This window comes from Pseudomonas sp. NPDC088885 (genome assembly GCF_044750025.1).
GTDB classification, from domain to species: Bacteria; Pseudomonadota; Gammaproteobacteria; order Pseudomonadales; family Pseudomonadaceae; genus Aquipseudomonas; species Aquipseudomonas rustica.
Genome location: NZ_JBIVJB010000001.1, coordinates 1 through 20,994, shown reverse-complemented (window position 1 = coordinate 20,994; position 20,994 = coordinate 1). Strand labels below are relative to the sequence as shown.

The 20,994-nt window shown below is 59.5% G+C and carries 16 protein-coding genes; 12 read left to right on the top strand and 4 right to left on the bottom strand.

The window, feature by feature from the left end; translation table 11 throughout:
• Window positions 1-191: 191 nt before the first annotated feature.
• From ACIP1X_RS00080 to ACIP1X_RS00035, 10 genes are all read left to right on the top strand, one after another.
• Entirely contained in the window at window positions 192-1,349 is a 1,158-nt protein-coding gene (locus ACIP1X_RS00080; protein WP_400748071.1) for an efflux RND transporter periplasmic adaptor subunit, read from the top strand.
• A 15-nt stretch (window positions 1,350-1,364) separates the two neighbouring features.
• On the top strand, window positions 1,365-4,457 hold the full coding sequence (locus tag ACIP1X_RS00075) for a multidrug efflux RND transporter permease subunit (protein ID WP_400748068.1): 3,093 nt from the start codon (window positions 1,365-1,367) through the stop codon (window positions 4,455-4,457).
• A gap of 142 nt (window positions 4,458-4,599) precedes the next feature.
• A complete protein-coding gene (locus tag ACIP1X_RS00070; protein WP_053120314.1) occupies window positions 4,600-5,241 on the top strand; it encodes a DUF1345 domain-containing protein in 642 nt (213 codons plus the stop codon).
• A gap of 75 nt (window positions 5,242-5,316) precedes the next feature.
• Window positions 5,317-6,171 carry an AraC family ligand binding domain-containing protein gene (locus ACIP1X_RS00065; RefSeq protein WP_400748065.1) on the top strand — a complete coding sequence of 285 codons (855 nt, stop codon included), beginning with the start codon at window positions 5,317-5,319 and terminating at the stop codon, window positions 6,169-6,171.
• A 37-nt stretch (window positions 6,172-6,208) separates the two neighbouring features.
• On the top strand, window positions 6,209-6,817 hold the full coding sequence (locus tag ACIP1X_RS00060; RefSeq protein WP_400748062.1) for a LysE family translocator: 609 nt from the start codon (window positions 6,209-6,211) through the stop codon (window positions 6,815-6,817).
• 137 nt (window positions 6,818-6,954) lie between these two features.
• Window positions 6,955-7,980 carry a LacI family DNA-binding transcriptional regulator gene (locus ACIP1X_RS00055; protein WP_400748059.1) on the top strand — a complete coding sequence of 342 codons (1,026 nt, stop codon included), beginning with the start codon at window positions 6,955-6,957 and terminating at the stop codon, window positions 7,978-7,980.
• A 157-nt stretch (window positions 7,981-8,137) separates the two neighbouring features.
• Complete coding sequence (locus ACIP1X_RS00050; protein ID WP_400748057.1) at window positions 8,138-8,920, top strand: sugar phosphate isomerase/epimerase family protein; 783 nt, start codon at window positions 8,138-8,140, stop codon at window positions 8,918-8,920.
• Complete coding sequence (locus ACIP1X_RS00045) at window positions 8,913-9,920, top strand: sugar kinase (RefSeq protein WP_400748054.1); 1,008 nt, start codon at window positions 8,913-8,915, stop codon at window positions 9,918-9,920. The genes ACIP1X_RS00050 and ACIP1X_RS00045 overlap by 8 nt, the downstream gene beginning before the upstream one ends.
• 97 nt (window positions 9,921-10,017) lie before the next feature.
• Entirely contained in the window at window positions 10,018-11,316 is a 1,299-nt protein-coding gene (locus tag ACIP1X_RS00040; RefSeq protein WP_400748051.1) for an MFS transporter, read from the top strand.
• A 13-nt stretch (window positions 11,317-11,329) separates the two neighbouring features.
• Window positions 11,330-12,307, top strand: coding sequence for a 2-hydroxyacid dehydrogenase (locus tag ACIP1X_RS00035; protein ID WP_400748049.1), 978 nt, complete (start codon window positions 11,330-11,332; stop codon window positions 12,305-12,307).
• A gap of 302 nt (window positions 12,308-12,609) precedes the next feature.
• Here ACIP1X_RS00035 and ACIP1X_RS00030 read toward each other — a convergent pair whose 3' ends face one another.
• Window positions 12,610-13,797 (bottom strand): pyridoxal phosphate-dependent aminotransferase, encoded by a 1,188-nt coding sequence (locus tag ACIP1X_RS00030; protein WP_400748046.1) that lies wholly within the window; start codon window positions 13,795-13,797, stop codon window positions 12,610-12,612.
• Window positions 13,798-14,007: 210 nt separating this feature from the next.
• On the opposite strand from ACIP1X_RS00030, the gene ACIP1X_RS00025 reads away from it, so the two are divergent.
• Window positions 14,008-14,745, top strand: a complete 738-nt coding sequence (locus ACIP1X_RS00025; protein ID WP_400748043.1) for a hypothetical protein — start codon at window positions 14,008-14,010, stop codon at window positions 14,743-14,745.
• Between the two features lie 69 nt (window positions 14,746-14,814).
• Here ACIP1X_RS00025 and ACIP1X_RS00020 read toward each other — a convergent pair whose 3' ends face one another.
• The 3 genes from ACIP1X_RS00020 to ACIP1X_RS00010 form a co-directional block, all read right to left on the bottom strand.
• Window positions 14,815-16,440, bottom strand: coding sequence for a methyl-accepting chemotaxis protein (locus ACIP1X_RS00020; protein ID WP_400748040.1), 1,626 nt, complete (start codon window positions 16,438-16,440; stop codon window positions 14,815-14,817).
• A 337-nt stretch (window positions 16,441-16,777) separates the two neighbouring features.
• Complete coding sequence (locus ACIP1X_RS00015) at window positions 16,778-17,920, bottom strand: glycerate kinase (RefSeq protein ID WP_400748037.1); 1,143 nt, start codon at window positions 17,918-17,920, stop codon at window positions 16,778-16,780.
• A 190-nt stretch (window positions 17,921-18,110) separates the two neighbouring features.
• On the bottom strand, window positions 18,111-19,235 hold the full coding sequence (locus tag ACIP1X_RS00010) for a sugar diacid recognition domain-containing protein (RefSeq protein ID WP_159812346.1): 1,125 nt from the start codon (window positions 19,233-19,235) through the stop codon (window positions 18,111-18,113).
• Between the two features lie 171 nt (window positions 19,236-19,406).
• Here ACIP1X_RS00010 and ACIP1X_RS00005 point away from each other — a divergent pair, with 171 nt between their 5' ends.
• Entirely contained in the window at window positions 19,407-20,717 is a 1,311-nt protein-coding gene (locus tag ACIP1X_RS00005; RefSeq protein ID WP_400748035.1) for an MFS transporter, read from the top strand.
• Window positions 20,718-20,994: the final 277 nt, after the last annotated feature.

Here is a 20,994-nt window from a genome sequence, read left to right as displayed (position 1 = left end):
GAACAGTGTAGGAGTGAGCCTGCTCGCGATGGCGGTTCATCTGTCGCAATAAATTTCAAGGGCTAAAGGATATACGCCCTCACCCGTCCCTGAGTAAAACCCTTACACAATTTCACACAGCGCCTACAAAGCTTCACCGCTACTCTCGGCGACTGTCCGTAGGATGCGGGCATCAATATTGGGGGTAGTACATGTCGAACAAACTGCTGGCCGGGCTCGGCCTGATCGCATTGGCGCTGACGCTGAGCGCGTGTGATTCATCTTCGAACGCCGAAGAACAGGCGCCGCCGGCCACGGTGCGCATCGAAACCCTCGAAGCCCGCCCGTTGACCCTGAGCAGCGAACTCAGTGGCCGCATCGCCGCGCCGCGTATCGCCGAGGTGCGTGCACGGGTGGCAGGCGTGGTACTGGAGCGCACCTTCCGCGAAGGCAGCGACGTCAAAAAAGGTCAGGTGCTGTTCCGCATCGACCCGGCGCCGTTCAAGGCTGACCTCGACAGCGCCGAAGCCGCGCTGCGCAAGGCCGAGGCCAATGCGTTTCAGGCCAAGTTGCAGGAACAGCGTTATGCGCAGCTGATCGGCGACAAGGCCATCAGTGCTCAGGATTACGACAACGCCCGCGCCACGGCCCGACAAACCGCCGCTGACGTTGCCGCCAACAAGGCAGCGGTCGAGCGGGCGAAACTGAGCCTGGGTTACGCCACCGTCACTGCGCCAATCTCCGGTCGTATTGGCCGGGCGCTGGTGACTGAAGGCGCGTTGGTCGGGCAGAACGAAACCACGCCATTGGCGCTGATTCAGCAGCTCAACCCGATTCACGCCGACGTCACCCAGTCGACCCGTGAACTCAATGAACTGCGCCGTGCGTTCCGCTCCGGGCAATTGCAGCAGGTCGGTCAGGATCAGGTCAAAGCCACGCTGATTCAGGACGACGGCAGTCTTTATCCGCTGCCGGGCAAATTGCTGTTTGCTGACATCACCGTCGACCCGGGCACTGGCCAGATCATCCTGCGCAGCGAATTCCCTAACCCGGATCTCGATTTGCTGCCGGGCAGTTTTGTCCGCGTGCGTCTGGAGCAGGCAACCATTGCCAATGGCCTGACCGTGCCGCAACGCGCGGTGCAACGTGACAGCGCCGGTATCGCTCAGGTGCTGACGGTTGACGAGCAAATGCGCGTCGCCTTGCAACCGGTGCAACTGGGCGCGGTGCAGAACGACCGCTGGATCGTCACCGGCGGCCTCAAGCCTGGCGACCGCATCGTCGTCGAAGGCCTGCAGCACGCCCGTCCCGGCGAGAAAGTGCAGATCGACGACACCCCTCTTCCACTTGCCCAGACCTCTGGTCAGTAAGCAGGACGCTTTCATATGCCGCAGTTCTTTATCGACCGCCCGGTGTTTGCCTGGGTGGTCGCGTTGTTCATCCTCTTGGCCGGCGCGCTGGCCATCCCGCAATTACCGGTGGCGCAGTACCCCGACGTCGCACCGCCACAGATCGAAATCTATGCCGTGTACCCCGGCGCCTCGGCGCAGACCGTCGATGAAAGCGTGGTCAGCCTGATCGAAGAAGAACTCAACGGTGCCGATCACCTGTTGTACTTCGAATCGCAGAGCAGCCTCGGCAGCGCGACGATCAAAGCCACGTTCCAGCCGGGGACTAATCCCGAGCTGGCACAGGTTGACGTGCAGAATCGCTTGAAAGTGGTCGAGTCGCGTCTGCCGCAAGCGGTGAATCAGCAAGGCTTGCAGGTGGAGAAGGTTTCCTCAGGCTTCCTGCTGTTGATCACCCTGACGTCCAGCGACGGCAAGCTCGATGACGTAGCGCTCAGCGATTACCTCGCGCGCAACGTGATGAACGAGATCAAGCGTCTCGACGGCGTCGGCAAGGCGCAGTTGTATGGCGCCGAACGCGCGATGCGCATCTGGGTCGATCCGCAGAAACTGATCGGCTTCAACCTGACCCCAGCGGACGTCAACGCCGCGATCACCGCGCAAAACGCTCAGGTCTCCGCTGGCAGCATTGGTGATTTGCCGAACCCGTCGAGCCAGGAAATCACCGCGACGATTCTGGTCAAAGGCCAATTGTCGACGCCGGAAGAATTTGCCGACATCGTGCTCAAGGCCAATCCGGACGGTTCCACTGTGCGTATCGGCGATGTGGCGCGGGTCGAGATCGGCAGTCAGGAATACCAGTTCGGCACGCGCCTCAATGGCAAACCGTCCACCGCTGTCGGCGTGCAGTTGTCGCCGGGCGCCAATGCGCTCGCCACCGCAACACTGGTGCGAGCGAAAATGGATGAGCTGTCGCGCTACTTCCCGGCCGGAGTTGAATACAAGATTCCCTACGACACGTCGCCGTTCGTAAAGGTCTCGATCACCAAAGTGGTTTACACCTTGGGCGAGGCGATGCTGCTGGTGTTTGCGGTGATGTTCCTGTTTCTGCAAAACATCCGCTACACGCTGATCCCGACGCTGGTGGTGCCGGTGGCGCTGATGGGCACCTTTGCGACCATGTTGGCGCTGGGTTTCTCGATCAACGTACTGACCATGTTCGGCATGGTGCTGGCCATCGGCATTCTGGTCGACGATGCCATTGTGGTGGTGGAGAACGTCGAGCGGATCATGGCCACCGAGGGTTTATCGCCCAAGGAAGCCACACGCAAAGCGATGACGCAGATCACCGGCGCGATCATCGGCATTACGCTGGTGCTGGTCGCTGTGTTTATTCCGATGGCCTTTATGCAGGGCTCGGTCGGGGTGATTTACCAGCAGTTCTCGCTGTCGATGGCGACCTCGATTCTGTTCTCGGCGTTTCTTGCCCTGACCCTGACCCCGGCGTTGTGCGCGACCTTGCTCAAGCCGATTGCCAAGGGCGAGCATCACGAGAAAAGCGGATTCTTCGGCTGGTTCAATCGCCGCTTCGAGCAACTGACCGAGCGTTATCAGGGCTGGGTCGGCTATGCGCTCAAGCGTACCGGTCGTTATCTGTTGATTTATGTAGTGCTGCTGGTCGGTCTGGGCCTGTGCTTTATGCGCCTGCCCTCCTCGTTCCTGCCGGTTGAGGATCAGGGTTACACCATTACTGACATCCAGTTGCCGCCGGGCGCGACCAAAAACCGTACGGTGCAAGTGGCCGAGCAGTTCGAGGCGCACAACGCCGGCGAGCCCGGGATCAGCGACAGCGTGGTGATTCTCGGCTTCAGTTTCTCTGGTAGCGGGCAGAACGCCGCGCTGGCGTTCAGCACACTCAAGGACTGGTCTGAACGTGGCCGCGATGACTCGGCCAGTTCGATTGCCGACCGCGCCAACGCCGCCCTTAGCCAGATCAAGGATGCGATGGCGTTTGCCGTGTTACCGCCGCCAATTGATGGCTTGGGCACCTCCAGCGGTTTCGAATTCCGCCTGCAGGATCGCGGCGGTCTCGGCCACGCGACACTGATGCAGGCGCGGACAGAGTTGCTCGCTGCTGCGGAAAAAAGTCCGGTGCTGATGAACGTGCGTGAAAGCGCACTGGCCGAGGCTCCGCAAGTGCAGCTTGAAGTAGACCGTAAACAGGCGAATGCCTTGGGTGTGTCGTTTGCCGACATCGGCAACGTGCTTTCCACGGCGGTCGGTTCCTCGTACATCAATGACTTCCCCAATCAGGGGCGTATGCAGCGTGTGGTGGTACAGGCCGAAGGTGATCAACGCAGTCAGGTTGATGATCTGCTGAAAATGCACGTGCGTAACAACGCCGGAAAAATGGTGCCGTTGTCGGCATTCGTCCAGGCCAAATGGATTCAGGGCCCGGCGCAGTTGACGCGTTACAACGGTTATCCGGCGATTGCGATTTCCGGCGAACCGACACCGGGGCACAGCACCGGTGAGGCCATGGCTGAGATTGAGCGCCTGGTCGCGCAAGGGCCGAAAGGCTTGGGGCAGGAGTGGACGGGGCTGTCGTTGCAGGAGCGCTTGTCTGGCAGTCAGGCGCCGATACTGCTCGGGTTGTCGCTGCTGATTGTGTTCCTGTGTCTGGCGGCGCTTTACGAGAGCTGGTCGATTCCGACTTCGGTGTTGCTCGTGGTGCCACTCGGCGTGCTCGGCGCGGTACTGGCGGTCACGTTGCGCGGCATGCCCAACGATGTGTTCTTCAAGGTCGGTCTGATCACCATTATTGGTCTGTCGGCGAAGAACGCGATCCTGATCATCGAGTTCGCCAAGAGCCTGTACGACGATGGCCATGACCTGATCGACGCGACCTTGCAGGCCGCACGCCTGCGTCTGCGACCGATCGTGATGACCTCGCTAGCGTTCATTCTCGGTGTTGTGCCGTTGGCGATTGCGACCGGCGCCAGTTCGGCGAGTCAGCAGGCGATCGGGACGGGTGTGATTGGCGGGATGATTACGGCGACGTTGGCGGTGATTTTCGTGCCGGTGTTCTTCGTTGTCGTCATGAAGCTCGTACACCGCTCCAAAAAATAATGCACCCCCTGTAGGAGCTGCCGCAGGCTGCGATCTTTTGACTTTGGTTTTAAAGATCAAAAGATCGCATCCTGCGGCAGCTCCTACAAAAGCCCTCTGGCGTGCGCTATGGTGCTGGGACAGTTCGCTAACGTGAGTCCTCATGCGCTTTCTTGCCCGCACCCACCCTCGCCTGTCCGCCGCCGCACTGGTCGGTCTCGCTACCGGACTTCTGGCCCCCGCCGATTCCATCGTCAGTAAAATCCTTATCGGCTGGAACGCCGGCGTCTGGACGTATCTGGTTCTGATGCTCTGGCTGACAATCCGTGCGAAAGCGCCTGACGTCCAGCGCATCGCCGAAGTCGAAGACGAGAACGCCGCGCTGGTGTTGTTCGTCGTGTGTATCGCCGCCATGGCCAGCCTTGCCACCATCACCTTCGAACTGGCGGGCAGCAAGGATCTGGAAACCAACCGCAAGTTAATTCACTACGCCTTCACCGCGCTGACGGTGATCGGTTCGTGGCTGCTGATCGGGGTGATTTTCTGTGTGCATTACGCGCGCCTGTATTACACCTGCAAAGACAAGGAGCCGGCATTACGCTTTGCCGAGGGGCTGACCACGCCCAACTATTGGGACTTTCTGTACTTCTCATTCACCATCGGCGTGGCTGTGCAAACCTCTGATGTCGGCGTGGCCACCCGGCAGTTGCGCAAGATCGTGCTGTTGCAATCGTTACTCGGTTTCGTGTTCAACACAGCGATTCTGGGTTTCTCGATCAACATTGCTGCCGGTCTGTTTGGTTGAGCGCTGCACAAATCTTCTAGGCGACTCGCCAACAGCAACGCTAAATTGCCCGAAACTTTGCCCGACAGGTGCGGCATGGACTCTCAAAACTGGATCGATCTGGCCCAGGATGCCGACACAGGCATCGAGACTCTGCGCGCGCATTTCAAGGGCCATGCCTACGATCCGCATTGGCATGACAGCTATCTGGTCGGCATCACCGAACAAGGCGTGCAGCAATTCAACTGTCGGCGCACGAAGCACCAGAGCACGCCGGGCAAAGTGTTTCTGCTAGAGCCGGGCGATATCCATGACGGCGATGCGCCTACCGAGGGCGGCTTCACCTATCGCATGCTTTACCTTGATCCGGCGTGGATGGCGCGTGAACTCAGTGCCCTGTTCCAGGATGCGCCGCTTAACAGCCAGTTGAGTTTCGCCAATACCTTGATCACCGATCCGCAACTGATGCAGGCCACGCAAATGGCCTTCCAGACGCTGCACGGTGGCGAACTGAAAATTGTCCGCCAGACTGCGCTGGACAATCTGCTTGGCCAACTCACCCGCCATTTGCACTGGCGCACGCGTTACGGCGCTGACCCGCGCTTGCCGCTGGTGGCGCAAAAGGCTCGCGACTATCTGCACGCCCATGCGCATCAGGACATTGGCCTGGAGCAAGTGGCGGCCGCTACCGGTGTTGACCGCTTTCGCCTGACCCGCGCCTTCAAGGCTGCGTATGGACTGGCGCCCCACGCCTATCTGGTGCAACTGCGTCTGGCCAAGGCACGGCGCCTGCTAGCCAGCGGCGAACAACCGGCTGCGGTGGCGGTGGAACTGGGTTTTTCTGATCAAAGCCATCTCGGTCGCTGGTTCGTTCGCGCTTACGGCCTGACCCCGGCGATGTATCGCAATCGCTGCTCAAATCTTCCAGACATGGCAGCGGGCAAGCACTGAAGATCGGCTTATCGATCTTCAACGGAGTTTGCCTGCGATGCTCTCTACTTTCCCGACGTTACTGCCCTTTTTGCTGTTCGCGTTTGTCGCCTCGATCACCCCAGGCCCGACCAATATTCTGGTGCTGAGCAACAGCGCCCGTTACGGTCTCGTTGCCGCATTGCCAATCATTTTCGGCGCCTGTGCAGCGGCGGCGTTGCTGGTGTTGGTGGTCGGCAGTGGCGCCGGTTCGGCGTTGACTGAATTACCCGGCGTACAAAAAGCCATGCAATGGATTGGCGTGGCCTGGCTGAGTTACTTGGCCTGGCAGATATTTCGTGCGCCCGCCGTCGAATTGAATGCGCAACAAACAGGTGCGCGATTGGGCGCGGCGAGTGCCGCCAGTCTGCAACTGATCAACCCGAAAACCTGGATGATGGCGCTGGCAGTGGTCGGTGTATTTGCCGGTGATGGTGAGGCTCGACTGACGCATGTGCTGACCCTGTCGCTGGTGTTTTTCCTGGTCTCGTTACCTTGTATGAGCGTCTGGGCATTACTTGGAGCAGGCAGTGCACGTTGGTTGCGCTCACCGCGCGCGTTGCAACGGTTCAACCGTTTGATGGCGGTTCTGCTGCTCTGTTCGGCATGGCTGAGCGTGTTGATTTAAGCGCCGCTCGTCGGTGCTCATACACCGCGCGGCGATCATTTACTTGACGGACGATTTGATTCTGGTGTTTCCTGAAACCGGTTTCAGCGCCTCTCACAGCGACTGAACCTATAAATCCAATAACAAGGTTTCAGACCGTGAACGACTTTTCCGCCGCCCAGCGCAGCCGCGTGACCATGCTTGACGTTGCCGAGCGCGCTGGTGTTTCCAAGGCCAGTGTCTCGCGCTTCATTGGCGAAGATCGGGCCCTGCTCTCAGATGCCATTGCCCTGCGCATCGAACAGGCAATCGACGAACTCGGCTATCGCCCGAATCAAATGGCACGCGGCCTGAAACGTGGACGCACACGCCTGATCGGCATGCTCGTCGCCGATATCCGCAACCCTTATTCAATTGCCGTGATGCACGGGGTGGAAACCGCCTGCCGTGCGCACGGCTACAGCCTGGTGGTGTGCAACACCGACCGCGATGACGAGCAGGAACGCCAGCACCTGGCGCTGCTGCGCTCTTACAACATCGAAGGTTTGATCGTGAACACCCTGGGTCATCATCGCGACGAATTGCACGAACTGCACCGTGAAATGCCGATGGTGCTGGTGGATCGCAAAGTCGACGGGCTCGACAGCGATATGGTCGGCCTGAACAACCCGCACGCCGTGGAAATGGCCCTCACCCACCTTGAGCAACGCGGCTATCAAGAGGTGCTGCTGGTGACTGAGCCGTACGACGGCACCAGTTCGCGGATCGAGCGAGTCAGCAGTTTTCAGCAACAGATCGCCCAGCGCTCGAAGCTGAATGGCGCAGTGCTGGAGACCTCCGACGACCTTGCCGCCGAACTGCAAACCTTTTTGAAAACTTCATCTGCCGGCCCTAAAGCGCTGTTCTGCGCCAATGGCGTGGCGGCGTTGGCCAGCACCCGCGCGTTGAAGGAAATCGGCTGCCGCTTGTTTGAGGATGTCGGGCTGATCGCGCTGGATGATCTGGATTGGTATCCGTTGGTGGGCAGCGGGATTACTGCGCTGGCCCAGCCCACTGAAGAGATTGGCGCGCGGGCGTTTGACTGTTTGCTCAAGCGCTTGCGTGGGGATGATGCGGCGGCGCGGGTGCTGGATTTTGCGCCGGTGCTGGTTGAGCGTGGGTCGACCCGAGGGGATTTGCGGTGAATGTGATGGCCCCTTCGCGAGCAAGCCCGCTCCCACAGGGGATCGCATTTCAAATGTGGGAGCGGGCTTGCTCGCGAAGAGGCCCTAAAGGCTCAGCACAAAAACCACCTGATATTTTTTTTGAACAAAAATGAAACCGGTTTCAGAGGCAATAACAATGAATAACTCCGCCGTTTCCATCAGCCTGTCCAGCTACGGTGCCGAGCTCGTGCGCCAGCGCGGACAAGACTTTTTCATCGACGTTCTGGCCGCCGCTGGTGCCGATCGCATCGAATGGCGCGAGGAATTGCTCACCCGCGAAGACCCCGCGCAACTCGCCGAAGCCACTCAGGCGCAAGGTCTGCAAAGCATCTATTCCTCGCCGACCGAACTGTGGCTCGCCGGCCACGCGCAGCCCAACCCGGAGCTGATCAACGCGCTGCAACACGCCGAAGCGTTCGGTTCGAAATGGCTGAAGGTCTCCCTCGGTTACTTCACCGACACCAACGACCTGCAAGCCTTGGCCCAGCGCCTGCAACAGAGTCCGGTGCAACTGCTGGTCGAAAACGATCAAACCCTGCACGGCGGTCGCATCGAGCCGTTTCAACGTTTTTTCACCGCCGTCGAACAGCACAACCTACCGATCAAGATGACCTTCGACATCGGCAACTGGCAGTGGCAAGACCAGTCCGCCGCCAGCGCCGCGCGTCTGCTCGGGCGCCACGTCGGTTACGTGCATTGCAAAGCCGTGGCCCGCCGCGCCGACGGCAAACTGGTCGCCGTGCCGCCCGCTGCCACCGACCTGAACGTGTGGGAACAACTGCTGCGGCACATGGCCCAAGGCGTTATGCGCGCCGCTGAATACCCGCTGCAAGGCGAAGACCTGGTGCAACTGACCACTGAACACGTCGCCGCCCTCGCCCGCCTCGGCCAATCCCGTCTGGAGCCTGCTCATGTCTGAGATCGATATTCTCTCGTTCGGCGAAACCATGGCGATGCTGGTCGCTGAGCAGAGCGGTGATCTGGCCACCGTCGAACAGTTTCACAAGCGCATTGCCGGCGCCGACAGTAACGTCGCCATCGGCCTGTCGCGGCTGGGTTTCAACGTCGCGTGGCTGAGCCGTGTCGGCGATGATTCGCTCGGTCGCTTCGTGGTGCAGACGCTGGCCAATGAAGGGCTGGATTGCAGCCATGTCGCGGTCGATCCGCACCACCCGACCGGGTTTCAGTTCAAGTCGCGCAGTGACGATGGCAGCGATCCGCAGGTCGAGTACTTCCGTCGCGGTTCGGCGGCCAGTCACTTATCGCCGCGTTCGATCAACGAAACGCTGCTCAGTGCCCGCCATCTGCACGCCACCGGCATTCCGCCAGCGCTGTCCGCCACGGCACGGGAAATGTCCTTCGAACTGATGACGCGCATGCGCAATGCGGGGCGCAGCGTGTCGTTCGATCCCAACCTGCGCCCAAGCCTGTGGGCCAGCGAGCGCGAGATGATCAGCGAGATCAACCGTCTCGCCACCCTTGCCCACTGGGTGCTGCCGGGGTTGAGCGAAGGCCGTTTGCTCACCGGGTTTGATGATCCGGCGGACATTGCCGCGTTCTATCTCGATCAGGGTGCAGAAGCTGTAGCGATCAAACTCGGCCCGCAGGGTGCCTATTACCGCACGCAGCAGACTCAGGGTTTTGTCGACGGTGTGCCGGTGGCTCAGGTGGTCGATACGGTCGGCGCCGGTGACGGTTTTGCGGTCGGGATGATCAGCGCTTTGCTCGAGCATCAGAGTTTTGCCGAGGCAGTGCAGCGTGCGAACTGGATTGGCAGTCGAGCGGTGCAGAGTCGCGGGGATATGGAGGGTTTGCCGACACGCCTGGAGTTATCTGTCGAATTTGAAACCGCCATTCGCGAGCAGGCTCGCTCCCACATGGGATCGGCGCTACTCACAAATACTGTGGCAAACACATAACCCCTGTGGGAGCGAGCCTGCTCGCGAAGAGGCCCGCATAAGCGCTACATAAATTTGAACCTGCTGCGACAAAAACAACAAGCTCAGGAGCAACGCCATGAAAACCGCAACCCTCGCCGCCCGCCGCTGGTGGTACATCATGCCCATCGTGTTCATCACCTATAGCCTGGCGTACCTCGATCGCGCCAACTACGGTTTTGCCGCTGCCTCGGGCATGGCCGCTGACCTGATGATCACCCCGGGCCTGTCCTCCCTGCTCGGCGCACTGTTCTTCCTCGGCTACTTTTTCTTCCAGGTGCCGGGCGCGATCTACGCGCAAAAACACAGCGTGAAGAAGCTGATTTTCGTCAGCCTGATCCTCTGGGGCGGCCTCGCCACGTTGACCGGTGTGGTCTCCAACGCTTACTGGCTGATCGTCATCCGCTTCATGCTCGGCGTGGTCGAAGCCGCTGTCATGCCGGCGATGCTGGTCTACCTGTGCCACTGGTTCACCCGCGCCGAACGCTCGCGCGCCAACACCTTCCTGATCCTCGGCAACCCGGTGACCATGCTGTGGATGTCGGTGGTGTCGGGCTATCTGGTGCAGCATTTCAGCTGGCGCTGGATGTTCATCATCGAAGGTCTGCCGGCGGTGCTTTGGGCATTTATCTGGTGGCGTCTGGCCGATGATCGTCCGTCCCAGGCCAAGTGGCTCAGCGACCAGGAAAAGCACGATCTGGAAAGCGCCCTCGCCGCCGAACAGGTCGGCATCAAAGCGGTGAAAAACTACGCCGAAGCGTTCCGTTCGCCAAAAGTCATCATTCTCGCGCTGCAGTTTTTCTGCTGGAGCATTGGCGTCTACGGTTTTGTGTTGTGGCTGCCGTCGATCCTCAAGGCTGGCGCAGAAATGGACATGATCGAGGCCGGCTGGCTGTCGGCGCTGCCATATCTGGCCGCGGTGATCGGCATGCTGGTGGTGTCGTGGGGCTCGGACAAACTGCAAAAGCGCAAACGTTTCGTCTGGCCGCCGCTGCTGATTGCCTCCATTGCGTTCTACGGTTCCTACGCCTTGGGCGCGGAACATTTCTGGTGGTCGTACACATTGCTGGTGATCGCCGGCGCCTGCATGTACGCGCCTTACGGGCCTTTCTTCGCAATCGTTCCAGAGATTCTGCCGGCCAACGTTGCGGGCGGCGCGATGGCGTTGATCAACAGCATGGGTGCGCTCGGCTCTTTCGGCGGCTCGTACCTGGTCGGTTACCTGAACAGCTCCACCGGTTCGCCCGGCGCTTCCTACCTATTGATGAGCGGCGCGTTGCTGCTGTCGGTGGTGCTGACCATTTTCCTCAAGCCCGGCGCCAGTGATCGCGTCGTCGCCAAAGCCGTGGCCACGCGCGCCGTGCCGGCTCATTCCTGAAGAGATTTCTGCCATGAAAAAACACGTCGTCTTGTACAAAAAACTGTCGCCCGCGCTGATGGCGCGCCTGCAAGAACAGTGCGAAGTGACGCTGATCAACAGCCTTGATGCCGACGGCCTCATGCAACTGCGCGATGCCCTGCCCCGCGCCCAGGGTTTGCTCGGCGCCAGTCTGAAACTGGATGCGGCGCTGCTTGATCTGGCGCCGCAACTGGAGGCCATCGCCAGTGTTTCGGTGGGCGTCGACAACTACGACATCGATTACCTGAGCCAACGAAAGATCCTGCTGACCAACACCCCGGATGTCCTCACCGAAACCACCGCCGACACCGGTTTCGCCCTGATCCTCGCCGCTGCCCGCCGCGTGGTGGAACTGGCGAACATGGTGCGCGGTGGTCAATGGAGCCGCAACATCGGCCCGGCGCATTTCGGCACCGATGTGCATGGCAAGACGCTGGGGATTATCGGCATGGGCCGCATCGGTGAAGCGTTGGCGCAGCGCGGGCATTTCGGTTTTGGCATGCCGGTGATCTATCACAGCAATTCACGTAAACCGGCAGTTGAGGCGCGATTTGCTGCGCAGTATCGAAGCCTTGAAGACTTGTTGCAGCAAGCCGATTTCATTTGCCTGACCTTGCCGCTGACGGCGCAGACCGAAGGTTTGATCGGTGCTGAGCAGTTTGCGTTGATGCGGCCAGAGAGCATTTTCATCAACATCTCGCGGGGCAAGGTGGTTGATGAGACGGCGATGATTGATGCGCTGCGCAACAACCGCATTCGTGCGGCGGGGCTGGATGTGTTTGAGCGTGAGCCGCTCAATCATGATTCGCCGTTGTTGCAGCTCAGTAATGTGGTGGCAACGCCGCACATGGGTTCAGCCACGCATGAGACGCGCGAAGCGATGGCGCGGTGTGCGGTGGAGAATCTGCTCGCGGCATTGGCTGGGCAGAAACCGGCGAATCTGGTGAATCCAACTGCCTGGCAGGGCTGAGGTTTTGTAGCGCTTTCAAAGCCGCCTTCGCGAGCAAGCTCTGCTCCTACAAAAGCAGATCAGCATTGCACCTGTAGGAGCAAAGCTTGCTCGCGAATAGGCCGGAAAAAACAACACACATCCATCAGGCACTGCGCACCTGCAACAGCGGGTGAATCCAACAGCCTGGCAGGGCTGAGGTTTTGTAGCGTTTTCAAGGCCGCCTTCGCGAGCAAGCTCTGCTCCTACAAAAGCAGATCAGCATTGCACCTGTAGGAGCAAAGCTTGCTCGCGAATAGGCCGGAAAAAACCACACACATCCATCAGGCACTGCGCACCTGTAAAAGCTGCGCCGCACACAACGCAATCCGCGCACAGGCATCCGCCAGTTTCACCCGATCGACCACCAACCCAATGCGAATATGCCCCGCCGCACTCGGCCCGAACGCTTCACCGGCCAACACCGAAACCCCATAACCCTCGAGCAACTGCGAAGCAAACGCCTGCGCGCCCAACCCGGTCTGGCGCACATCGACCATCACAAACATCCCGCCATCCGGCCGGATCGGGTGCAAACCCGGGCATCCGCGCAAGCGATCGCAAACCAGATCCCGGCGCAAGCGATACTCCTCACGCATCTGCGTCACCTCCGGCAAATCTGTCGCCAGCGCTACCTCTGCCGCTTTCTGCACAAAGTCCGGCAGCCCGAACAACATGCTCAACGACAAATTGACCAAATGCTCGGCCAAAGACTTAGGCCCGATCGTCCAACCGATGCGCCACCCGGTCATCGCATGGGATTTCGACAGACTATTGATCGTCGCCGTGCGCTCAGCCATGCCCGGTAAACTCGCCGGGCTGACGTGCTGTCCTTCATAGAGCAGATCGCTGTAAACCTCGTCGCTGATCAGCCACAGATCATGACGAATACACAGCGCCGCCAGTTCCTGCCAGATCAGCAATGACAGGCTCGCGCCGCTGGGATTGTTCGGACTGTTGAGCAACAGGGCGCGGGTTTTCGGTGTAATGCGCGCAGCGACATCGGCAGGATCCACGCGAAAACCATTCTCCGGCCGCACCGGCACTGGCACGACTTTCGCCCCGCAAGCACCAAAAACCCCTTCGTAAGTCACGTACATCGGCTCAGCGACAATCACCTCGTCGCCGGGATCGAGCAAACATTGCGCCACCGAATACACCGCACATTGCGCACCGGGCATGACGATCACATTGTCAGCATCGACGGCCTGACCACTGCGCCGACGATGCCGCTCGGCAATCAACTTGCGCAACTCCGTACGACCACGCACTTCGGAATAATGCGTGTCGCCGGCCAACAAACTGTCGATGGCACCGTGAATGATCGGCAACGGCGTATCGAAATCCGGATCCCCCACACTCAACAACAAAACATCGACCCCCTCGGCGCGCAGCTCCAGCGCGCGGTCGTGAATCTGCCAGGCAGCGGCTCCCTCCCCGGCGATTCGTTGGGTCAAGGCTGAATAGCGCATGTACGTCTCCTGATGGCGCGGATTCCAGCCTTCACCCTATCTCAAATCAGCCAACTCGCCAGCAGGCAACCTCGTACATTGCCGGTTTTATCGACTGCTGAATACCTGTCAGACCTGACAGTAGACTCGCGCGGACTTTGGGTAGCTAATAAAATAGTCGCTATCAGCCATAGGTTTCACGATTGAAATACAACAACGGAGTGTTGCCGAATGACCAGCCTCAACGAAACAATTCTTGAACTGACTGCACCCAGTATTCCCTACGCGACACCCAACTTTCCCGGCAGTCAATATAACCTGATGCCTATCACTGACCTGAATCCCATGGAGGTACGGATCCCGCAATGGTCAGACTCGGATAAAGCAGCGCCAATGATCCTGATCATCAGTCTTGGCCGAGATCAACAGCCCCTCATAGACGTTGCTACCTATACGTTGTACGGGCCTCTGGATTTCACTTATTTCCCGTATAAAGGGGAGATTCCTGCTGAATATCTGGCACTCGAAGGGGTTTACCAGGTTTGCTACAGGGTCGAGATTGCGGGAAACACTCAAAACTCAACAAACAATCAATTCACAATTGACAAAACTGCTCCGAACCGCAATCTGCCAGGAGAGTCGCCGATTTTTCCACAGGCGATCATTAACGGTGGGATTACCCGCCAATATTTGGAATCAAACAACGACGAAGTGCTTGTCCAAATTCCGGTGTACTCCGACCAAAGGAAAGGTGATGCAGTGCTTTTTTATTTTGGCAGCTTCATTGATGGTCCAGTTTCGCGAGTAACTGTCAGCGATTCGACCATACCAACTTCCGTCCACCTCTCTGGAGAAATGATCCGTAAAAAAGGCAGCGGCAATCACCTTACTTATTACAGTCTGGATGACCTCGCATATAATCAGGGGCCGAATTCAAAGAGCAAATTTATTGTCGTTGCCCTGTCTTGAAATCACTGCGTAATGGCGAAATAGGTTGAAGCCACAAACGGACTTCAGCCTTTTTCACAGACTTCGTTGTTAAATCACAAAACGCGCCACCATCGCATTCAAATCCACCGCCAGACGCGACAGCTCATGCGTCGCAGCGCTGGTCTGGTTGGCCCCGGCTGCCGATTGCGTGGCGAGGTCGCGGATGTTGACCAGGTTGCGATCGACTTCGCGCGAGACTTGCGCCTGTTCTTCCGAGGCGCTGGCGATGACCAGATTGCGCTCGTTGATCTGGTGGATCGACTGGGTGATTTGCTCGAGTGCTACACCGGCGGCGCGGGCCATTTCCAGGGTGGATTGGGTACGCTGGTTGCTTTGCTGCATCGACGAGACCGCTTCACCGGTGCCGTTCTGGATGCCAGCGACCATTTTTTCAATTTCCTGGGTCGACTGCGCGGTGCGATGGGCCAAGGCGCGGACTTCATCGGCCACCACGGCAAAACCACGACCGGCCTCACCGGCACGGGCGGCTTCGATGGCGGCGTTGAGCGCGAGCAGGTTGGTCTGTTCGGCGATGGCGCGGATCACGTCGAGCACTTTGCCGATGTCGCGTCCTTGCGTGGCCAGGCCTTCGATCATGTGCGCGGTGTTCTGCACGTCGTGGGTCATGGTCTGAATCGCGTCGACGGTTTTCACCACTTGATCGCGACCTTCGCGGGCGGCTTGCGTCGACTGGTTCGAGGCTTCGGAGGTCGAGACGGCGTTGCGCGCGACTTCTTCGACGGCGGCGGTCATCTCGTTGACAGCAGTGGCGGCTTGTTCGATTTCGTTGTTTTGCTGCTGCAGGCCACGGGAGGCTTCTTCGGTGACCGCGCTGAGTTCTTCGGCGGCCGCACCCAGTTGCGTGGCGGATCCGGCGATCTGTTCGATGGTTTTGCGCAGGTTGGTTTGCATGAGCGCGAGGGCTTCGAGCAACCGCGCGGATTCGTCGTTGCCGTCGACTTCGATGGCTTTGGTGAGGTCGCCACTGGCAATGGTTTGCGCGGCAGCAACGGCACGGTTCAGCGGAGTGACGATGCTGCGGGTCAACAGTAACGCCAGCAAAATGGTGGCCATGGCTGACACGACGGCGACGATGACGATGCCCGTGATGGCGTTGTCGTAATACTCACCGGCCTGCACCGCCGCAGCTTTGGCGTCGGCCGCGTTGATCGCGATCAATTTGTTGAGCTGCTCGCCCATCTGATCGGTGCCGTCCTTGATTCGCGTGTTGATCAGGGTGCGCATCTCATCGAGTTTGTCCTGACGCGATAACTCCATCATCTGGTTCTGCGCTTGCAGGTAGTTGTCGAGCGTGGTCGCGAACGTCTGATACAACGCACGTTCTTCGGCGCCGGCAGGCAACGCGGCGTAATTCGCCTGCGCGGTACGAACCTTGTCCACCAGTGTCGCGATGCGCGTTTGCGCTTCCTGCAAACCGCTGGGTTCGCGATTGACCAATACGCGGAACGACAGAATGCGCAGGCGCAGGACGTTTTCGGTCACCACACTGAGTTGAGTCACGCTGGGTAGCTGCGTCGAGTCCATGTCGACCGAGGCCTGACGGATGATCGACATGCGATTGACGGCGAACACGCCGAGCACGATCACCAACAAAGCGATAAAAGCAAAACCGAGGAAAGCACGCGGGGCGATGTTCAAGTTGCGCAAGGACATAGTTGGACTCTCGGATGATAGAAGCGACGAGCGTCCATGCTCTGATCACTGGCCCGTGGGGTGGGCTTCAGTCCGGCGTCACTGTTTTAGAATTCTTGTGCTCGCCTGATAGCTATATCGGCCAGGCTTGAGGAAGGTTGCGGGTAAAGCGCAAATATTTTTCAGGGTGTTACAGCAATGAAACACCAACGCAACCCCTGTGGCGAGGGGATTTATCCCCGTTGGGCTGCGATGCGGCCCCCAGCAATCTGTCAGGTAAACCGCGCGTACAGGTATTGCGACTGCTGCGCAGCCGAACGGGGATAAATCCCCTCGCCACAGGGGTTCTCTTTGCGGTTTAGAAATTACGGTGAGCCATCTGCCAGACGCGCGCGATATCGGTCGCGCGTTCACGCAGCAAACGCGGCGCTTCGGCGCACGCTTGCTCCAGCGTCATCGGGCCGCTGGTCACGGCAAATGCGGCATCGATGCCGTGACCGTAGAGTTCCTGATAGCCCTCGCCCAAGGTGCCAGCGATCACGATCACCGGTACGCTGTGCTGCTTGGCAATCCGCGCCACGCCAAACGGGGTTTTGCCGCGCAAGGTCTGCGCATCGAAACGCCCTTCCCCGGTGATCACCAGATCCGCACCTTTCACTGCTTCGGCGAGACCAACCAGTTCGGCCACCACCTCCACGCCTGCCTGAAACTGCGCACCAAGAAATGCCTTGGCGGCGAAACCCAGTCCACCCGCTGCGCCGCTGCCCGGTTCATCACGAACGTCTTTGCCCAATGCCTGCGCGCACAATACGGCGAAATGGCCGAGGGCCTGATCCAGTTGCTGAACCTGCGCCGGCGAAGCACCTTTCTGCGGGCCGAAAATCGCCGAGGCACCGTGCGGGCCGCACAGCGGATTGTTCACGTCGGCGGCAATGTCGAAACGCACAGCGGCCAGACGCGGATCAAGGTCACTCAGATCCAGTCGCTCCAGTTGCGCCAGTGCCAAACCGCCCGGCACCAACGCCTGTCCTTGCGCATTGAGCAATTTCACGCCTAACGCCTGCATCGCACCGGCACCCGCGTCATTGGTCGCACTGCCGCCAATCGCCAGAATCACCCGTTGCGCGCCGGCATCCAGCGCGGCACGAATCAATTCACCGGTGCCAAACGTGCTGCTGATGCACGCATCGCGCTGCCCCGGCGGCACCAATTGCAAACCACTGGCCTCGGCCATTTCGATAATCGCGGTGTGGTTATGCGGCAACCAGCCCCACGCCGCCTCAACCGGCGCGCCCAGCGGGCCACGCACGCGGGTGCGGCGCAGTTCGCCTTCGCAAGCAGCGAGAATCGACTCGACCGTGCCTTCGCCACCGTCGGCCATCGGGCATTTGACCAAAGTGGCTTGCGGCCAGACTTGCGCCAGGCCAAGGGCAATGGCCTCGGCGACGCCTTGGGCACTCAGGCTGTCCTTGAACGAGTCGGGGGCGATGACGATTTTCATGCGAATTCTCCAGTTCCAATGCCCCTCATGCTGCCAGTCGGCATGCGCATTGACGCCTGTCCGCTGCACAAGTGGCGCGGGCGTTTATTGTTCATTTTCACAAAAGCAGGTTGCATACGCCCGTGTAGGAGCTGCCGAAGGCTGCGATCTTTTGATTTTGCTTTTAAAAGATCGCAGCCTTCGGCAGCTCCTACAGAGGGTTTGAGTCAGTTTGGGGAAGCAGCTGCACCCCAAGATAAAGCGCCAACATCCCATCCAGCCGCAGCGGATCAACCCCACTGAGCTCGGCAATCCGCTCCATTCGATATCGCAGACTATTGCGATGAATCCCCAGCGCATCCGCACAGGCCTGACTCTGCCCGTCGTGCTCGCACCAGCTGCGCAACGTCGCCAATAACTGGCCGTTTGCGTCCTTGGCGATGACCTTGCGCAGCGGTTTGAGCAACTCATCCAGCGCATCATCGTTGCGGTGTCGCCACAACATCACCGGCAATCGATAACGATTGAGCGTCAGCAAACGCGAGTGCGGCAACACCTCGCGACCATAAGCCAGCAAATCTCCCACGCGACGATAACAACGCCGCAACCCGCCAAGGCCGTCCGCCTGCCCACCGACCGCAATGCGCAACACCTTCCAGCCGAGGCCATCGAGTTTTTCCAGCAAGCGATCATGCTCGACGTTCTGGCTCGCCGGCCGACACCACAGCAACGAGGTCTTCGCCGAACTCACGCACCAACTGTCAGGATAGCGCGAGGTCAGCCACGCGCTCAGCGCCTCGACTGTTTGCCCCGGCCCGTGCTCCAAACCCAATTCGAACAGATACGGTATCCGCGTCAATTGCGGTTTGAGCCCCAGTTGCTGCGCCTCATCCACCAGACGCGGCGAATCCCCCGCCTCACTCAACAGCAACGCCAGCAGATCATCACAACGCTGACGCCGCCATTGCTGCTCGGCCTGCTGATTGCGCTGGCCGACGAGCATTTCCGCGGTCATGCGCACCAACTCGGCGTAAGTGCGCAGCAATTCCGGCTCGCCGGTGATGCCGAGCACGCCGATCAAACGCTGATCGAGCAGCAGCGGCAGGTTGATCCCCGGCTGCACGCCCTTGAGATGCACCGCCGTCTGCGCATCGATTTCGACCACGCGACCATTGGCCAACACCAGTTGCGCGCCCTCGTGACGAGTGTTGATGCGCTCCGGTTCGCCACTGCCCAGAATCAGACCCTGGCTGTCCATGACATTGACGTTGTAGGGCAAAATGGCCATGGCCCGGTCGACGATGTCCTGGGCAAGGTCGTGATCGAGTTCGAACATAACGGCGGCAATCCTTATTTTCTGGCACTGGCAGTTGTTCAGCCGCACAGGGTCTGACGGCAAACCCTGTGCTCAGGCACAAAGACAATCCGGCCACAGGTGACCGAGACTCTCGGGGCGATCAACGTTAACCTGTGCATCGCAAAAAATCATAATAAAGAGAGAGCCGCTATGTCGCACAGCGCCGCAGCTACCCAGACCAAAGACGACGATAAAAATGCCGTTTATAAACGCATCACCCTGCGTTTAATCCCCTTCATCTTCATCTGCTACTTGTTCAACTACCTCGACCGGGTCAACGTTGGATTTGCCAAACTGCAGATGCTCGACGCGCTGAAATTCAGTGAAACCGTATACGGCCTCGGTGCCGGTATTTTCTTCATCGGTTACGTGCTGTGCGGCGTGCCGAGCAACCTGGCGCTGACCAAGTTCGGTCCGCGGCGCTGGATTGCGGTGATGATGATCACCTGGGGCACGCTGTCGACCTGCCTGTTGTTCGTCACCACACCTACCGAGTTCTACACCCTGCGCCTGTTTACCGGTGCGGCCGAAGCCGGGTTCTTCCCGGGCGTCGTGCTGTATCTCTCGCAGTGGTTCCCGACGTTCCGTCGCGGCCGGATCATGGCGCTGTTCATGTCGGCGATCCCGGTTTCCGGTTTGCTCGGCAGCCCGTTCTCCGGCTGGATTCTCAACCATTTCGCCGCCGGCCAAGGTGGTCTGGCCGGCTGGCAGTGGATGTTCCTGCTGCAAGGCATTCCAACCGTGGTGCTCGGCTTGCTGGCGTACTTCCTGTTGAGCGACAGCTTCGCCAACGCCAAGTGGCTGACCCCGCATGAGCGCGCAGTGCTTGAGGCGGATCAGGCTGAAGATCTGGCGAACAAGCCGAAGACCACGTCCGACTCGTTGCTCGCAGTGTTCAAGAATCCGGCGATCTGGGCGTTCGGCCTGATCTACTTCTGCATCCAGAGCGGCGTGTACGCGATCAACTTCTGGCTGCCGTCGATCATCAAAAACCTTGGCTTCAGCGATAACCTGGTGATCGGCTGGTTGAGCGCGATCCCGTATCTGCTAGCAGCGGTGTTCATGCTGGTGGTCGGTCGCTCGGCGGACTTGCGCAAAGAACGTCGCTGGCACTTGGTGGTGCCAATGCTGATGGGCGCGATCGGTCTGGTGATTGCGGTGAATTTCGCGGCTAACCCGGCGATTGCGATTCTTGGCCTGACCATTGCGACCATGGGCGCGCTGACCGGTTTGCCGATGTTCTGGCCGGTGCCGACAGCGATGCTGAGTGCCGGTGCTGCTGCCGGTGGTCTGGCGTTGATCAACTCGATGGGGCAAATGGCTGGGTTCCTCAGCCCGTACTTGGTGGGTTGGGTCAAGGACAGCACCGGTTCGACCGATGCGGCGCTGTATCTGCTGGCGGGTGTGATTGTCGGCGGGAGTTTGCTGGCGTTGCGCATGACGCGGACGTTGCGGGCTTAAGGTTTTGGTGTGATGAAGAACGGCCCTTTTTTGGGCCGTTTTTTATTGGGTGGTGTCGAGATTTTCCCCCTCACCCCAGCCCTCTCCCTCAGGGAGAGTGGAAAGGGAGCCGATTTTTGGGCTTTTCAAAGTCGGAGTTCAACTCGGTATTGCAAGTTGGTGCATCTCACCCAAACACCTCGGTCAGTCCCCTCTCCCTCCGGGAGAGGGTTAGGGTGGGTAAAGACCGGGTACATCCTTTACGTTTGAGACCGGGGACATGGTTTACAGGTATCAA

Bases quoted from the DNA above. Each gene is read 5' to 3' on its own strand.
- ACIP1X_RS00080 (WP_400748071.1), top strand. From the start codon at position 192: ATGTCGAACAAACTGCTGGCCGGGCTCGGCCTGATCGCATTGGCGCTG.
- ACIP1X_RS00075 (WP_400748068.1), top strand. From the start codon at position 1,365: ATGCCGCAGTTCTTTATCGACCGCCCGGTGTTTGCCTGGGTGGTCGCG.
- ACIP1X_RS00070 (WP_053120314.1), top strand. From the start codon at position 4,600: ATGCGCTTTCTTGCCCGCACCCACCCTCGCCTGTCCGCCGCCGCACTG.
- ACIP1X_RS00065 (WP_400748065.1), top strand. From the start codon at position 5,317: ATGGACTCTCAAAACTGGATCGATCTGGCCCAGGATGCCGACACAGGC.
- ACIP1X_RS00060 (WP_400748062.1), top strand. From the start codon at position 6,209: ATGCTCTCTACTTTCCCGACGTTACTGCCCTTTTTGCTGTTCGCGTTT.
- ACIP1X_RS00050 (WP_400748057.1), top strand. From the start codon at position 8,138: ATGAATAACTCCGCCGTTTCCATCAGCCTGTCCAGCTACGGTGCCGAG.
- ACIP1X_RS00045 (WP_400748054.1), top strand. From the start codon at position 8,913: ATGTCTGAGATCGATATTCTCTCGTTCGGCGAAACCATGGCGATGCTG.
- ACIP1X_RS00040 (WP_400748051.1), top strand. From the start codon at position 10,018: ATGAAAACCGCAACCCTCGCCGCCCGCCGCTGGTGGTACATCATGCCC.
- ACIP1X_RS00035 (WP_400748049.1), top strand. From the start codon at position 11,330: ATGAAAAAACACGTCGTCTTGTACAAAAAACTGTCGCCCGCGCTGATG.
- ACIP1X_RS00030 (WP_400748046.1), bottom strand. From the start codon at position 13,797: ATGCGCTATTCAGCCTTGACCCAACGAATCGCCGGGGAGGGAGCCGCT.
- ACIP1X_RS00025 (WP_400748043.1), top strand. From the start codon at position 14,008: ATGACCAGCCTCAACGAAACAATTCTTGAACTGACTGCACCCAGTATT.
- ACIP1X_RS00020 (WP_400748040.1), bottom strand. From the start codon at position 16,440: ATGTCCTTGCGCAACTTGAACATCGCCCCGCGTGCTTTCCTCGGTTTT.
- ACIP1X_RS00015 (WP_400748037.1), bottom strand. From the start codon at position 17,920: ATGAAAATCGTCATCGCCCCCGACTCGTTCAAGGACAGCCTGAGTGCC.
- ACIP1X_RS00010 (WP_159812346.1), bottom strand. From the start codon at position 19,235: ATGTTCGAACTCGATCACGACCTTGCCCAGGACATCGTCGACCGGGCC.
- ACIP1X_RS00005 (WP_400748035.1), top strand. From the start codon at position 19,407: ATGTCGCACAGCGCCGCAGCTACCCAGACCAAAGACGACGATAAAAAT.